12 protein-coding genes are annotated in these 13049 nt (G+C 46.2%); 5 read left to right on the plus strand and 7 right to left on the minus strand.

Translation table 11 applies throughout. From position 1 onward, the window contains the following. Positions 1–53 precede the first annotated feature (53 nt). Together KHS38_RS15445 and KHS38_RS15450 are read left to right on the plus strand one after the other, a co-directional pair. The gene (locus KHS38_RS15445) at positions 54–710 is read left to right on the plus strand and encodes an NAD(P)H-binding protein (RefSeq protein ID WP_213489443.1); all 657 of its coding nucleotides are present in this window, start codon (positions 54–56) and stop codon (positions 708–710) included. After that, positions 707–2575 carry an ABC-F family ATP-binding cassette domain-containing protein gene (locus KHS38_RS15450; RefSeq protein WP_213489444.1) on the plus strand — a complete coding sequence of 623 codons (1869 nt, stop codon included), beginning with the start codon at positions 707–709 and terminating at the stop codon, positions 2573–2575. The genes KHS38_RS15445 and KHS38_RS15450 overlap by 4 nt, the downstream gene beginning before the upstream one ends. 122 nt (positions 2576–2697) lie before the next feature. Here the strand turns inward: KHS38_RS15450 and KHS38_RS15455 are convergent, their stop codons facing one another. From KHS38_RS15455 to KHS38_RS15465, 3 genes are all read right to left on the minus strand, one after another. Beyond that, the gene (locus KHS38_RS15455) at positions 2698–3312 is read right to left on the minus strand and encodes a rhomboid family intramembrane serine protease (protein WP_213489445.1); all 615 of its coding nucleotides are present in this window, start codon (positions 3310–3312) and stop codon (positions 2698–2700) included. Beyond that, positions 3312–5051 (minus strand): M14 family zinc carboxypeptidase, encoded by a 1740-nt coding sequence (locus tag KHS38_RS15460; RefSeq protein WP_213489446.1) that lies wholly within the window; start codon positions 5049–5051, stop codon positions 3312–3314. The genes KHS38_RS15455 and KHS38_RS15460 overlap by 1 nt, the downstream gene beginning before the upstream one ends. A gap of 65 nt (positions 5052–5116) precedes the next feature. Next, positions 5117–5479, minus strand: a complete 363-nt coding sequence (locus KHS38_RS15465) for a hypothetical protein (RefSeq protein ID WP_213489447.1) — start codon at positions 5477–5479, stop codon at positions 5117–5119. A gap of 285 nt (positions 5480–5764) precedes the next feature. Between KHS38_RS15465 and KHS38_RS15470 the strand changes: the two genes are divergently transcribed. Further along, a complete protein-coding gene (locus KHS38_RS15470; RefSeq protein ID WP_213489448.1) occupies positions 5765–8659 on the plus strand; it encodes a DEAD/DEAH box helicase in 2895 nt (964 codons plus the stop codon). 116 nt (positions 8660–8775) lie between these two features. Here KHS38_RS15470 and KHS38_RS15475 read toward each other — a convergent pair whose 3' ends face one another. Then, on the minus strand, positions 8776–9765 hold the full coding sequence (locus KHS38_RS15475) for a hypothetical protein (RefSeq protein WP_213489449.1): 990 nt from the start codon (positions 9763–9765) through the stop codon (positions 8776–8778). Positions 9766–10473: 708 nt separating this feature from the next. After that, positions 10474–11229 (minus strand): UDP-2,3-diacylglucosamine diphosphatase, encoded by a 756-nt coding sequence (locus KHS38_RS15480; protein ID WP_213489450.1) that lies wholly within the window; start codon positions 11227–11229, stop codon positions 10474–10476. 125 nt (positions 11230–11354) lie between these two features. Here KHS38_RS15480 and KHS38_RS15485 point away from each other — a divergent pair, with 125 nt between their 5' ends. Continuing rightward, positions 11355–11669 (plus strand): hypothetical protein, encoded by a 315-nt coding sequence (locus KHS38_RS15485; RefSeq protein ID WP_213489451.1) that lies wholly within the window; start codon positions 11355–11357, stop codon positions 11667–11669. 76 nt (positions 11670–11745) lie between these two features. Beyond that, positions 11746–11967, plus strand: coding sequence for a hypothetical protein (locus tag KHS38_RS15490; RefSeq protein ID WP_213489452.1), 222 nt, complete (start codon positions 11746–11748; stop codon positions 11965–11967). Positions 11968–12086: 119 nt separating this feature from the next. Here KHS38_RS15490 and KHS38_RS15495 read toward each other — a convergent pair whose 3' ends face one another. Continuing rightward, positions 12087–12440, minus strand: coding sequence for a YMGG-like glycine zipper-containing protein (locus tag KHS38_RS15495; protein WP_213489453.1), 354 nt, complete (start codon positions 12438–12440; stop codon positions 12087–12089). Positions 12441–12777: 337 nt separating this feature from the next. Further along, complete coding sequence (locus tag KHS38_RS15500; RefSeq protein ID WP_213489454.1) at positions 12778–12972, minus strand: hypothetical protein; 195 nt, start codon at positions 12970–12972, stop codon at positions 12778–12780. Positions 12973–13049 lie beyond the last annotated feature (77 nt).

Genomic DNA, 13049 nt, shown 5'->3' on the forward strand with positions numbered 1-13049 from the left:
CTTTGATACCATAAAATTAAGATTGTGTACCTTTGTAACTAACAGGCAACCCTATGGCAAACAAAGCAGTGATTGCAGGCGCAAGCGGATTGATAGGCAGTGAATTACTGCAGCTGCTTTTGCACGAGAATTTTTACGACGAAGTGCTGGTGCTGGTGCGCAAAGAGCTGCCCGTACAGCACAAAAAACTGGTACAACTGGTAATTGATTTTGACCAGCTGCAAAACCATGCACACGCCATTAACGGGCATGCTGTATTTTGTTGCCTGGGATCTACCCGCGCCAAAACGCCCGATATAAAACAGTACTACAAGATAGACCATGATTACCCGGTGCAGCTGGCGCAAATAGCGTTGCAAAACAACGTGCCGCAGTATCATTTAATATCGGCTATAGGCGCTAACCCTAAATCCGGCAACTTTTATACCCGTCTGAAAGGCGAAACGGGGGCCGATGTAGCAAAGGTGGGTATAAAGTCCGTACACATTTACCAGCCATCGCTTTTAACGGGCAACCGTAAAGAGCACAGGCTGGGCGAGCGTATTGCCACCGTACTGATGAAGGGGCTTAACCCACTGTTGTTAGGCGGCCTTAAAAAATACCGGAGCATACCGGCTGCCACAGTGGCCCGGGCCATGTACAAACAATCATTAAACACCGACGAAGGCTTGTTTATTCATCCTTCTGATCATATTAAACAATTAGCGTGAGCACTTATTTATCAGCAGAAAATTTAGGTCATTCTTTTCATGACCACTGGCTATTCCGTAACCTTACCATCGGTATTAACCGCGGCAGGCGGGTGGCGCTGGTGGGCGTTAACGGCGCCGGCAAATCCACCTTGTTAAAACTGCTTTCGGGCAAAATTATGCCTACGGAGGGTAAGGTAGTATCGGCCCGCGATTTGCGCCCCGGTTACCTGGAGCAGGATCCGGCCTTTGAAAAAGGGCACACCATAAGCGATTACATCTTTCATAAAGATAACGTACAGCAACAGCTGATTTTAAAGTACGAGCAACTGCTGGAAAATGATCCCAATAATGAAAAGGCCATTGAAAAGGTTACTGAAGAGCTAAGCGCCATTAATGCCTGGGAGTACGAGTACAAGATCAAGAACATTTTGGGCCGGTTGGATATCCACAACCTGCAGCAGCGCATCGACACCCTATCGGGCGGGCAAAAAAAGCGTTTGGCGCTGGCCAAACTGCTGATCGAGGATCCGGATGTGTATGTGCTGGATGAGCCTACCAACCACCTGGATATTGACACCATTGAGTGGCTGGAGAAATTGCTGACCGAAGGCGCTAAAACCATCCTGATGGTTACGCACGACCGTTATTTTCTGGACAATGTGTGCAACGAGATTATTGAGATAGAACGCGGCAAAATATTTTCTTACAGTGGCAACTACCAGTACTATCTGGAGCGTAAAGCCGAGCGCGAGGCCAATAACGAGGCGCAGTTTCAAAAAAACTCCAATTTGCTTAAAAAGGAGTTAGAGTGGATGCGCCGCCAGCCCCAAGCCCGCGGTACCAAATCCAAATCGCGTATTGATGCCTTTTATGAACTGGAAGAGAAAACCAAAAATGCGGGCCCCAATGCCAAAGTGGAACTGAGCGTGAAAACTGCACGCCAGGGCGGTAAAATTATGGAGGTTCACCACATTGGCAAAAAGTTTAACGATAGGCAGGTGATCCAGGATTTTAGCTATGTATTTAAAAAAGGCGACCGCATAGGTATTGCCGGTAAAAACGGCAGCGGCAAATCAACCTTGCTTAATATTTTTACAGGCCTGTTGCAGCCCGATAGCGGCGTGATTGAAAAAGGGGAAACAACGGTGATCGGTTACTTCAACCAGTCGGGCATTACCTTTAAGGATGATGAGCGGGTGATTGACGTGGTGAAAAACGTAGCCGAGTATATTACTATGGCCGATGGTAAGACCATTTCGGCCGCGCAGTTGCTTACGCTGTTCCTATTCCCGCCGGCACGGCAGTACGGCTTTATCCGCGATTTGAGCGGGGGCGAAAAGAAACGCCTGCACCTGCTTAATATCCTGATGAAGAACCCGAACTTTCTGATACTGGATGAGCCTACCAACGACCTGGACATTGACACGCTGAATGTGCTAGAAGAATTTTTATTAAGCTACACCGGCATTTTGCTGATGGTATCGCACGATCGTTATTTGCTTGATAAGCTAACCGAACAACTGTTTATAGTAGCCGGGAACGGTGATGTAGACGTTTATAACGGTAACTACTCTTCATGGCGTATAGAGCAGGAAGAGGCCAAACAGGCTGCCAAGCAAAAAGCAGCCGCACCGGCACCTGTTCAAGCGGCACCGGCAGCGCCCAAAAAAAGCAAGTTATCCTTTAAAGAACAAAAGGAACTGGAAACAACCGAAGCTGAAATTGCCCAGCTGGAAGTGAAAATCAAAGGCCTTACCGACCAGTTGAATACACTGACCGACCATCAGCAGATCATCAATATCTCTACCGAAATTGAAACGCTGAACAATACCCTGGACGAGAAAACCATGCGGTGGATGGAGTTAACGGAATTAAAAGGTTAGGGCCCCACCCAACCCTCCCCGGTAGGGAGGGCTTTTGATTTACAGGTCTATAAAACAAAAAAGGTCATCTCCAACTATTGTTAGAGATGACCTTTTTTATTAAAGCCTAACTCAATCACAGCTTACCGCAAACCCATCTGCTCCAAAAAGATAGTTATAACGCCCGGGTATAGAAACAGGGTGAACATGATACCGCTCAATGCGCCGTAAAAGTGGGCGTCGTGGTTAATGTTGTCGCGGTTTTGGCGCGAGGCGTATACGCAGTACACCAGGTAAAGCGGCCCGTAGATATAAGCCGGTATTTCGAAAGGTATTGGAAATATCTGGATCAGTGATTTAGGGCTGAAAAGGATAGCGCCGAATACCACCGCACTAATGGCTCCCGATGCGCCGAGGCTATGATAACGGTAATCTTCCTTATGCTTGGTTACCGAGGGCAGGTCGCTCAAAATTAAACTGCCGATATAGAGCAGGGCAAACTGCCAGTGGCCCAGTACTTCTTCCAGCTGGAAGGCAAAAAAGAAGAAAGAGAACATATTAAAAATCAAATGCGCCCAGTCGCCGTGAATAAGGCCGCTGGTAATCAGCGTCCATACCCGCTTGCCACGGGCTACACTATAAGGGTGCAAAATCATCTGCGAATAAACATTCTCGCTCGAAAAAGCGAACAGCGACGAAATGATGGTTATCACGAAAATCACCGAGGCTACCGGTGCGCCTACTAAAAATTCTTCCATTATTGAAAATCCAGTTTTTTATCAGTAAGCAAGCGGCCTACCGGGTAACGAAGGTAAGTTTTTTCAAAGTATTCTGAGTGGCGGTACACATATTCCAGTTGCGCGCCGGCACTTTTTGCCAGTTGAGGGTTTTTAGTCTTTTCTGCCTCCAGTTGCTTTTGCAATTCGGGGTGCTGTTTCAGGTAGGCAGCGGCAATATCCTCAAATACATAGTCGGAGTAATGCTCCTTTTGGCCCAGGTACGAATCGAAAAAGCCCCATGCAAAAAAGGAGTCTACGCCCTGCGGTTCCAGCGTTTCCACAATATAGCGGTTAACGGGCTGGTTGGTGTACACTACATAATCGCCTTCGTAAAACTTTACTTGGCTATCAACCGGGTTCAGCTTTACGCTGCTGTGCAGGTAGTGCCCCTCATAAGGGCGCGGGCTGGTTTTATAATCGGTGATGTAGTACATCTGCAGGTTTAGGGTAGTATCATGCTTCAGTCGGTGCATGGCTACCTTGTTTAGCTTAAACAGCTCAATTACTTTGCCCCAGGCCTGCGGTATGATGTAAGCTGCAGGCTTATCGGCAAAGGCGGTGGCCTTATAGGTGTTGTAGTACTTAATGTTTTTAGTGTAAGGCTTGGTACGGTCATAATATAAGCGGTTCAGTCCGCTGATATCGCTGGGTTTGTAACCGGCCTCATATCCTTTAAACGAGATCATGTCAAACTTCTTTTCATCCAGGTCCCAGTTGAGGGCAAAGGTTTTTTGCTGCTGCACCTGGGCATCGGCTTGGTGTTTCAGGTCGCCTATCTTTTGGGCATCGCGCTGGCAAATAGCAATCAGGTGCTGCATAAAGTAGTACGTGCTCCACACACGCTTATCATACGGTTTCAGCATGTGATTTTCGGTAATGTAACTGATGATGTTGCGTTGCGCCGTATAACCGGATGAAAACCGCGGCGTTTCTAGAAAAGCAACAATGCCCGAATCGGGCGTAGCCTTTTCGCTTTCCACATAGGGGATCATTTCGTAACCACTGGCCGCCATCCGTTTATACAGTTCCGGCGATAGGGTTTTGGAAGTATAGTTGGCCAGCAGGGGTTGCTGCTTGTCTTTTTGTGTTTCAATGAGCGTCATCACATACTGGTAATCGGCACCATCGCTGGTATGGTTATCCAGAAAAACTTCGGGTTGCCAGGTGTTCAGTATCTGCATAAAGGCCAAAGCATTGCGACTATCGCCTTTAATAAAATCACGGTTCAGGTCCAGGTTGCGGTAATTGCCCCTGAAACCATAGGCCCGCGGCCCGTTCTGGCTAATGCGCGATACGCCGCGGTTTAAGCTACCATCAATGTTATAAACCGCAATAAAGCAAACCACCACATCCTTAGGTAGCTGGTTCTTTTTCAGCAGATCGCATATCAGCATCATGCTGGCATCAATACCCTCGGGTTCGCCGGGGTGTATGCCGTTGTTGATGAGGATAACCCGCTTGTTTTGTTTCTTGATCTGCGCCGGGTCAAACACCCCGTCTCTGGAAAGTACGGCCAGCGTTAAGGGCTTGCCTACATCCGTGCTGCCATAATTGAACAAGCGCAGTTGTTTGGGATATTGCCCGGCCAGCTTAGGGTAATAAGCCATTACCTCAGCATAGGTAGCGGTATAGTTTTTATCTTTTTCAAAAGGAGTTTGCTGCGCGTTGGCCTGGTAGGCGGTACAGGCAGCCAATATAAGCGGTATGAGTTTTTTCATGAAGGGGCTTTGCAGCAAATATAACAAGGCGCAATTCCTTGTCAACAGTTACCGCACAATTACTATCAGTTATAGCTCCGCTTCAGTATCTCGCCATTCTCGCCGTGTATCTCATCATCAGAAATTATGGTGAACTCAAACTTGTGATCAATATCTTTAACAGCTACTGTTAATTTCTTGCCACTTATTTTATAGGTTGCGTTCCACCTGATGTCGCCTCCCGGAACAATATCACCAACACCGTCGGGTTTTAAGGTAAGACTTATTGCCGAACCTATAATCGGGTCGGTAGAAGGCGATGCATTGACCTGCTCATAATGCTTTTCTTCGTCTACTTTAAGAGCGTCTTTTTTGCAGGCGCTTAATAGCAATACAAGTACCAGTAAGCCACATAGCTTTCCTTTAGTTGTGTTGATGAAGGTCATCATAATCATTTCGGGTTTAAAGGTTTATAATTCTGTTAAAGGTTAATAGTGAGTATTAGCTATACGCATAGTAATAGCAAATTGTAACAGTGGTACCAGCCTGTATATCAAATAATTGTTCAGCTTAAGCATTTAAACTAAATATGGTCGCATCCTACAGGGATATTCCTGTCGTTAACAAAAGGTTAATTTTTCAACATTTGGCCATCTGCGCTTTTATTTATTATAATTTCTGTTTACGTTTGAAATTTTTGCTCTTGTAGCTTCCAAAAATTTTTCGCCGGAGTTATGCTACGCGTTGATAGTACCAAGCCTTGCCAACTAATTTACTCGCTTGCCCGCCACGAGTACTTGTCTTATTTGATTGAGCCTCACATTGTTCAGCTCAACCCAAATGGCGAGTTTTCGCTTACGCATCAGCGTTTGTTTTCGAATACGGCCAGCGAGTTTGGCAACTGCATTGATGAAACCGACCTAAAGCTTATTAAGCTGCTGGAGGATATTGAGCAAGGCAACATCATCAAAAAGTACTACAAGAAGCCGGTACGCCCGTACGAGTTTTTCAGCAAGATATTCAACGACCAGCTTTATGAGGTAATACGCCCCAAGATTGAAAAGAGAATGGCTGAGGCGCTTGGCATGATGAGCGATAAAAAAATCTACCTCATGAGCAAGGAGGGCTATCCGGCCGGTCGTGAATTAAGTTTGGCTGATGAGGCTGCCACGGTACTGTTTCACTTTAAACGTAACGAAACCGAGGTACGCTATTATCCTACCATCAAATACCAGGGGCAAAAGGTGGAATTTATGTTCCGCGATGCCGAAATAATCTGTAACCGCCCGGCCTGGCTGATGGTTGAGGATAAGTTATATTACTTTGACCGCGACCTGGAAGGTAAAAAGCTGCAGCCGTTTTTAAACAAGCGCTACATTGCCATTCCGCGCAGCTCCGAGCCGTCGTATTTTGAAAAGTTTGTGGCGCCGCTTATCGAAAAGTACCACGTGCATGCCGAGGGCTTTACCATCAATACCGAAAAATACGAGGCTGTACCGGTTGTAAAACCCATTTATGTAGAGGCCGGTGTATCGCAGTTACAGCTGTATTTTAAATATGCCGGTTACGTTTTCCCTTACGGGGATGGCAGGCAGATCTCCGTTAAAATTGAGCGCAATGGCGATGATTACATCTTTCACCGCATTAAACGCTCCGTAACCTGGGAAAAGAACAAGCTGGCACAACTGGAAGCCATGGGGCTTACCACCTCATCATCCTTGTTCCAAAACCTGGAGGTAAAGCATAACGATGAAGAGGCAGACCGCTCTTTTTCTGTCTTCGAGTGGCTGAACGACCATCATGAAGAGCTGTTAGCTGCCGGGTTTGATATTGAACAGCCCGAAGGCCAGAAACGCTACCTGTTTGGCAGCAGCAAGATAGACCTGCAGGTAAAAGAGAATAATGATTGGTTTGATATACATGCCATTGTGCATTTTGGCCCATACCAGATACCTTTTATTGAACTGCGCAATCACATCCTGAATCGTAAAAAAGAGTTTGTGCTGCCATCTGGCGAAATTGCCGTGATACCCGAAGAGTGGTTTGCACAATACGGCAACCTGCTCAACTTTACCGAGGGCAATAAAGATTTAAAGTTGCGCAAGCACCACATTGGCCTGGTGAATGATTTGGCCGAGGGCGAGCTGGCTAATATCACCATTAACCGCAAGCTGCAAAAGCTGAACGATTTTGAAGAGCTGGAAGACGTTGCACCGCCGGTAAACTTTGCCGGTAGTTTGCGCCCGTACCAACAGGCCGGTTACAACTGGTTCCATTTTTTAAAGAGCTACCACTTTGGCGGCTGCCTGGCCGATGATATGGGTTTAGGTAAAACCATTCAAACCCTGGCGCTGCTGCAAAAAAATAAGGAAGATACCGAGGCGCTGGGTACCAAAAGCACATCGCTGCTGATCATGCCTACCTCGCTGATCTATAACTGGATCAATGAGGCGCGCAAGTTTACGCCAACCCTGCGCATGATGGTGCATACGGGCGCATTTCGCTACAAATCACCCGATGTGTTTGGTAATTATGATGTGGTGGTTACCACCTACGGCATCAGCCGTATTGATGTGGAGATGTTCAAGAACTTCTTTTTTGATTACATCATACTCGACGAAAGCCAGAACATTAAAAACCCGTCATCCAAATCATACCAGGCGGTTAAGCAGCTTAAATCGCGTCATAAACTGATATTGAGCGGTACGCCGGTCGAAAATACGGTGAATGATTTGTGGACGCAGATGTCATTCATCAACCCCGGTTTACTGGGTAACCAGCAGTTTTTTTTGAACGAGTTTGTAACTCCCATTGAAAAGAAAAAGGACGAGGATAAGGCGCACAAACTGCAAGCCCTTATCAAGCCCTTTGTGCTGCGCCGCACCAAGGAGCAGGTAGCCACCGAGCTGCCGCCTAAAATTGAGCAGCTGTTATACTGCCCGATGAGTGATGAGCAGGCTAATGTATACGAAAAAATCAAGTCGGAATACCGCAACGAATTGTTGCAAAGCCTGGAAGACGGCACTTTTGCCCAAAGCCAGATACAGGTGCTGCAGGGGCTGATGAAGCTGCGCCAAATTGCCAATCACCCGTACATGATTGATGAAAGCTACGAAGGCGACTCGGGCAAATTCGAGAACGTGGTACATACGCTGGCCAACGTGCTTGAAGGGGGACACAAAGTGCTCATCTTTTCGCAGTTTGTAAAGCAGCTGGATATTTACCGCAAGTATTTTGAAAAGCAGGGCATACCTTACAGTTACCTGGATGGCAGCACACAAAACCGTGGTGAGGTGGTAACGCGCTTTCAAAAAGATAGCCGGATGCAGGTTTTCCTTATCTCCATAAAAGCCGGCGGCGTGGGCCTTAACTTAACCGAGGCCGATTATGTGTTCATCCTCGACCCGTGGTGGAACCCGGCCGTGGAGCAGCAGGCCATTGACCGTTCGCACCGCATCGGGCAAACCAAAACGGTGTTCATCTATAAATTCATCAGCAAGGATACCGTGGAAGAAAAGATACTGGCCCTGCAGCAACGCAAACTGAGCGTAGCCCGCTCACTGATTACTACCGAAGAAAGCTTTATTAAATCGCTTTCGGCCGAAGATATTAAAGAGATTTTGGGATAGCCCCACCCAAACCCTCCCCGGTAGGGAGGGCTTTTGGATTTGCGGAGCTGGATTATAAAACTTATTGCCTGCAATAATGGCTGATAGGTTCAAAAGATCTTCTTATCAAGCGTATGTTATAGCGGCAGGTCAATTTCTTCTGGTTCCATTATGCTTCCATCCGGCTTAAACAAATAGCTCATGGGTTCTTCCGGGTTTTTGATGATCTCGAACAAAACGAATCCCCACTTTTTCCAGAAGTTTTCGAGTACCTGGCCGTAGGTTTTATTTTGCCAGAAATCGAATGTAGGCTTGCCGCCTGTTCCACGCAATGACATGGCTTCCAGATAAATATCATTACCAACCGGCAGTACACTGTATTCGGGCAGTTTATTAAACAAAAAAGCCGAATAAAACACCCGTGCGTTCATTTCCTCAAACTGAATGGGGTGCAGGGTGCGGTTTTGCCATTGCTCGTACAAGTCGCGGTGGTAGCGGCCATTGGCGCCGTTATCCTGCAGGCAAATAATGATGCCAAAATCATTAAGGCGTAGCGAGAAGGTAAGGGTATTGATCTCGTCACGGTAGCCAAAATCATTCTCGGCATTATTTACTTTGTAAACAAAAACGCTGTAAGGCATAAACTCATCAAATATCAGCGGCAGGTTCAGGCTCTGCAACATTAAATGCAAGTGGCTGAATTTGTGGCTCAGCGCCTGCGATATCGTGAAGCTTTCGCCCTGGGCATGCTGCTGGCGAATACCGGCCTGTATTTCATTAAAAATAATGCCGTACAGTAACTTGCCCGCCCACTGAAACAGCAGCAGCGGATCCAGCGCTTTAACGGCCTCATAACCTTGTGTAAAAGCTTGTTCTACAGCAGCCTCTAACGGGCTTATATACTGGTTATTAGTGGTAGCGGCACAGGGCAGCTTTAAGTCTTTGTAAGTAGTATAGCTTTCGTCAAGCAGTTTAAAAGGCTGGTCGGCCAGGTTATAGCGGCTCATCAGCCATGCCGGAAAAACCTGTATCTTTTCTTCTTCGGACGATAATGCCTCACCGGTTAAAAAACAGTTGCGGTTGCTAAAATTCATCCGGTTAAACGGACTATACAAAGTTGGCGCCATGCCGCAAAGATACAACCCACAGCCAAAGCAGTAGATGGGTGAATATGTATGAATTGTAAAATACTAAGCGGTAGTTTCTACTGTGTTTGATCTTAAAGTAAGGTCATAGACTTCTGTTTCACCTCTTATTGTCAGTCTTTGCTATATGAGCGTTAGTCTGCTCATTGCCGCAGGGGCTATTTCTTTTGTCATAGCCACAAAAGAAACAAAAAGGCCTAGTCATCTCCACATGCTTCTTTGCCGCACAGGCCATTGCGCTGCAAAGGCGGGCAGCACCACGGTTGTTTAGCTTTTTGCCCTTGATTTCGCTCATTGCCCTGCGCTTCTGCAAAAGCTAAAAGGCCTTTGCCTCCGCACAAGGCCAACATGTGCCGCCCGCCTTTCACCCGAAGCCGGGAAATGACGGTTTGTTAGAGCCAGGAAACAAGGCTTATTATTTAGATAATACGTTTTTTATCCGGCTTGCTCTTCGCTTCTCAACCCTCGCTCCTTCAACGAGCGTGGGGCTGCTTTCGCACCCGGCCGGGCGTATGGCCTTTAGCGTTGGCAGGGATTGTGAAAGCTAGGCCTTTTGCTTACTTTGTGGCTATGACAAAGTAAGTAGCCTCCGCGGCAATGAGCGGACTGAAAGAAGTTAAAACAACGATAGAAAGTTAATTCCAACTAAAGGAAGTATAATACGATTAGCAAACCAGTAAAAATTTAAGCTTAACCTTTAGGCTCAAAATACAACAAATCAACCTTCCCATTCTCCATAACGGCAAATGAATTATAATGGATCCACTCGCCCAGATTAATGTACTCACTGTTGTTTTGCAGCGGTATCACCAGCGGAATATGGCGGTGACCAAAAATAAGGTAATCGTAATGCTGGGTTTGCAGGGTTTCGCGGGCAAAGGTTACCAGCCACTCGTTCTCGAACAGTTTTTGCTCTTTTGGTGCCGCATTGGCAACGCGGCTGTGTTGCGACCAGCGGTTGGCCAGGCCAAAGGTAAAATTAGGATGTACACGTGCCAGCATCCATTGCAAAAAGCGGTTGCGGAACAGCTTTTTAAGCATTTTATATTTAGCATCGCCGGGGCCTAAGCCGTCGCCGTGATGAATGAACAGCTTTTTGCCCTGTCGCTCCAGGGTAAGCTCATTGCTGATGATGGTAGCGCCAAGTTCCTGCTCAAAGTAATTGAACATCCACATATCATGGTTGCCCCTAAACATATACAGCTTGATGCCGGCGTCAACCAGCTCAGCCAGTTTGCCTAAAAAGCGGATATAGCCTTTGGGCACTACCGAGCTGTATTCAAACCAGAAATCAAAGATATCGCCAACCAAAAACAACTCAGCAGCATCGTGCTTGATGCTGTCGAGCCAGCGCACCAGGCGGTCTTCGCGTTCGCGGCTGCTGGCATGGCCTAAAGCGCCTAAATGAAAATCGGATGCAAAGTATATCTTGGTACGGGCGGTCATGTGGTTTCAAAAATAACGTTTTTGCAACGAAATTGGTGAAAGCAGTAGGGGGGATTGACGTTTTATGGGTTACTTTTATTGAACAGGCGAATCAATTAGCAACAGCCAAATTTTGATTTATAATAATGCAGCCGTTATTGCAACAGTTAAAAAAGCATCGTGTCACCTTCATTGGTTTGCTGGTGTATGCCCTTTTGTGGTTTAATACTTTCAAAATGTCAAATCAATATGAGGCCATGTGCAAAACCGCAGATACAGGTAACCGGTTATACTTTGGAGAGGCCGTCATGTATCAGGAGGTTTTTGTGTTTTTTCCAAGTGTGGGATTAATCATATTGCTTTTAGGCTTTGTTCTTTTTCGGAAAGAAGATAAACTGTTTTATTTATCAGTCTGTATTTTAGTGGCTCTGCCCGTTATCGGTTTTATTAATCGCTTATGAATCAAAACGCAGAAGACGGTGTCTGCCTGTTACCTGCAATATTCTGAGTATATTGCAACCCATTTTATAATTGAATATGATGCTTTTAGCAATTCAAACAGGTTCTACTTTTTGGCTTACCGCAGTTGTATGCGCTATAGTGGTTATACTGCTATTTTTTAAGATCATAAAATTCTGGCTTAAGGCTTTGCTGGTGCTGGGCCTGGTACTGCTGGTTGGCAAGTGTTACTTCAGCAAAAAAACTACCCATCGCCGTGCCGGTGTGGTATCGGCAGTGAGCGTTGGTAATAAAGTCTAAGCATTTATATCAAGGCACCGTAAGCCAATAAAAAATCCCGCCTTTAAAGCAGGGCCCCGTTTGGCGGGAACCACTGCCTTAAAAAGCGGGAACTACTCATGGCTCGGAAAAGAGTTCTCTTAACGGTAGCGTACATAACGTACATTGCGGGCATAGCCTCTTGAACGGTAGTTTACATCGCGGTTGCGGGTATAGTAACCGTTTGAGTAGCCCCTGTGGTAAGCCGCGTATCTTTTGTTCTTGTTCATGCGGTGCTCGTTACCGATAATGTAACCACCACCGGCACCAATAGCACCGCCAATTAAAGCGCTTTTCAAATCGTGGCCAACAACGGCACCCAGTAAGGCACCACCGGCACCGCCAATTAAGGCACCTTTAGCTTGTGAACTCATGCGACGCTGTGCATCGGCGTTGATTATATTGGTAAACAGTATACCTGTAATTAAGCTCAAAACAAAAATCATCTTTTTCATAATCGTGTTCTTTTAAGTAACTAATTATACCTATCTGATACTTTCTGTGCCGGATGGTTTAATAAAAAGCGCATGTTTGTTAGGCGTGCAGTACTTAACAAACTGTTTTTCAGTAAGAAAAAATGACGTTTACCGGGTTGTGCAAACCGGTTTTAGATGCGGCAGGCCGCTGCTTATGCTAATTAAATGCTATACCGCCAAATTGCCGGCAAGCTGAATACTCAGGCCAGTTTTACGGATAAAAAGCACAGATCGGCAGCTTGGTGGTATAACATGCGGCCAGATAGGTGGCCTTACCGGAAACTTTTTGTGGTGATGAAAAGATTAATAAAAGCTTTTACAAACTCTCCACGCTTACTTTTACCGTTTTACGCGGACGCAGGCTGCGGAGTTGTTCAATAATGCGGGTCATGGAAGTAAGCAGCCGGTTGCGTTCAATTTTGTCATCGCTTTTCAGAAAGCGGTCTGTTAGTTGGTGCAACGCTGTAGTTAACTGATTTCTTTGTCCGGGTTTAACCTTCTGTGTTACCATTTAGTATAAAGATACAGCCTATTATTAACAATAAGGTAAGTAATTATATAAATAGGTATAAAATCAATTTTCGGGAT

It is taken from the genome of Mucilaginibacter sp. Bleaf8, from assembly GCF_018390515.1.
Taxonomy (GTDB): Bacteria; Bacteroidota; Bacteroidia; order Sphingobacteriales; family Sphingobacteriaceae; genus Mucilaginibacter.

Coding starts and splice junctions, on each gene's coding strand:
- KHS38_RS15460 (WP_213489446.1), bottom strand. CDS start 5,051: ATGAAAAAACTCATACCGCTTATATTGGCTGCCTGTACCGCCTACCAG.
- KHS38_RS15480 (WP_213489450.1), bottom strand. CDS start 11,229: ATGACCGCCCGTACCAAGATATACTTTGCATCCGATTTTCATTTAGGC.
- KHS38_RS15500 (WP_213489454.1), bottom strand. CDS start 12,972: ATGGTAACACAGAAGGTTAAACCCGGACAAAGAAATCAGTTAACTACA.
- KHS38_RS15470 (WP_213489448.1), top strand. CDS start 5,765: ATGCTACGCGTTGATAGTACCAAGCCTTGCCAACTAATTTACTCGCTT.
- KHS38_RS15485 (WP_213489451.1), top strand. CDS start 11,355: ATGCAGCCGTTATTGCAACAGTTAAAAAAGCATCGTGTCACCTTCATT.
- KHS38_RS15445 (WP_213489443.1), top strand. CDS start 54: ATGGCAAACAAAGCAGTGATTGCAGGCGCAAGCGGATTGATAGGCAGT.
- KHS38_RS15475 (WP_213489449.1), bottom strand. CDS start 9,765: ATGGCGCCAACTTTGTATAGTCCGTTTAACCGGATGAATTTTAGCAAC.
- KHS38_RS15495 (WP_213489453.1), bottom strand. CDS start 12,440: ATGAAAAAGATGATTTTTGTTTTGAGCTTAATTACAGGTATACTGTTT.
- KHS38_RS15490 (WP_213489452.1), top strand. CDS start 11,746: ATGATGCTTTTAGCAATTCAAACAGGTTCTACTTTTTGGCTTACCGCA.
- KHS38_RS15455 (WP_213489445.1), bottom strand. CDS start 3,312: ATGGAAGAATTTTTAGTAGGCGCACCGGTAGCCTCGGTGATTTTCGTG.
- KHS38_RS15465 (WP_213489447.1), bottom strand. CDS start 5,479: ATGATGACCTTCATCAACACAACTAAAGGAAAGCTATGTGGCTTACTG.